The organism is Peribacillus sp. NPDC058002 (assembly GCF_042886655.1).
Classification (GTDB): Bacteria; Bacillota; Bacilli; order Bacillales; family DSM-1321; genus Peribacillus; species Peribacillus aracenensis.
This window is the reverse complement of sequence record NZ_JBHVQU010000467.1, coordinates 1-1,659: the sequence shown is the minus strand read 5'-3', so window position 1 is coordinate 1,659 and position 1,659 is coordinate 1. Positions and strand designations below refer to the sequence as shown.

Here is a 1,659-nt window from a genome sequence, read left to right as displayed (position 1 = left end):
CAAATAATACATATGTTATATCCCAATCATGGCAGTCTTTGTGAATGCCTTTTTTAATTTTTCTTCTATTATATAAACTTACCTCATTTGACGTGGTCCACCGCCCGGATCAGATATATCTTTGTAATCAGCCTGACTAGCTCCACATAAACCAACAATTGATGCTACTACTGCAATAATCACTAACTTTTTCATGTTTGTCTATCTAAAGGACTGCCATTTTCGGCGGTTCATTATATGTACCTCGAAGTCCCGACAATGAGATTCCAACCTATGTTCGAAATACGGATAAAAATAAATGAAACAGCTAAAGGATCCTCTTGATGATAATGAACAAGAGGATCCTTTAGCTAATTTAAAAGAATAATTCGTCAAGTAACAGCGTGTATAGACCAAGGGGTTTTATCATGGATGGAATGGCCTTTAATATATCGTAAGCTTCAACCTCTAAACCTTACTACCGGTGTTTGCCTCTTCTTATTAATTACATTCTCTTCTGGATTGTGGCATCTTACATTACCGTTACAAGCGAGAAACATCCCTGGCTACCTATGCTGTATGATCGCAAGTCGCTTTCTCTATAAACAAGAATTTTACCCTCTTCTATTTGGCATCCGGGAACATTCTTTGTGCCATATCTCCAAACTCATTAAATAGTCCGCTAATCGGCTTTCCATTTTGAATATCGTTGACATATCCCTTCATACTTTTAACAAAGTCTGGATTTGCAGAGACATAAACGTTGTCTGCACCTTGATCATGTTTTTTTACTTGATCAACAATTTTCTTTTCTAAGTCATTTGTCAGGTTCTTGTCATTTGTCAGATTGACGGCGACATATGCGTTATTATCTGTAACAATGACAGAGGCACCCTTTACATCATCCATGTCCTAATGACTTTTTGCTACTTCATCAGCCACGCGCATTTTATTATCATTGTCATCATTGTTTAATTGCCTTGCATTGTGATCGTTGTCGCCGTTTCTGTCATTTACATTCAGGGTATTGTCATTTTGATTGCTTCGATTATTCATTCCAACATTTTTTCCATCATTATTATTATCATTTGTTCCGCAGCCAGTTAGGAATAGAGCAATCAAGGCGCTTGTTAAAAATGTGTACTTCATGTTAGTCACTCCTTTAAATTAGATACCCTATTACTATCTGCTGTATTTTCGGGAATATTCATAAAAAAGCACTTTAAGTTAAACTATACCCAGATAACGGATACACATTTTATCTTTTGCTCTTCGATTAATCGATCATGTTCATCTATGTATTTGTTATAAGCCATATAAACAATTTCGGTGGTGAACTATAATTACTGAGAGCGAGTGAGTTTAATGGCCTTAGAATAACCAAAATGGTTTTAGACAGTTGATCTTTCTCAGTTATCATAATTTATGATAAACTAAATTTATCAGAATTTTCCAAACGGAAGAATGTTCATTGTTCCGTTAAAGAGCTAGTATAATTGAACAAGGGATTGGCATGATACCTTAATCAGTTAGCTATCTACAACACGCCGCAAATGAATTTTGAGCAAAGGGATTAAATTGGGGGGAATGGAAAATGGATGTAAAGACACTTTTGTTACAACAATGGGCAAGCTGCTTAGATGAAGAAGATTGGTTTCCACCACTTGAAAAAGTGCTAGA

At 35.7% G+C, this 1,659-nt stretch carries 2 protein-coding genes; both read right to left on the bottom strand.

Translation table 11 applies throughout. The features are described from left to right. Positions 1-603: 603 nt before the first annotated feature. Entirely contained in the window at positions 604-888 is a 285-nt protein-coding gene (locus tag ACFVSH_RS26360) for a YhcN/YlaJ family sporulation lipoprotein (RefSeq protein ID WP_387708763.1), read from the bottom strand. Between the two features lie 3 nt (positions 889-891). Further along, positions 892-1,128 carry a hypothetical protein gene (locus ACFVSH_RS26355; protein WP_387708761.1) on the bottom strand — a complete coding sequence of 79 codons (237 nt, stop codon included), beginning with the start codon at positions 1,126-1,128 and terminating at the stop codon, positions 892-894. Positions 1,129-1,659: the final 531 nt, after the last annotated feature.

Bases quoted from the DNA above. Each gene is read 5' to 3' on its own strand.
- ACFVSH_RS26360 (WP_387708763.1), bottom strand. From the start codon at position 888: ATGGATGATGTAAAGGGTGCCTCTGTCATTGTTACAGATAATAACGCA.
- ACFVSH_RS26355 (WP_387708761.1), bottom strand. From the start codon at position 1,128: ATGAAGTACACATTTTTAACAAGCGCCTTGATTGCTCTATTCCTAACT.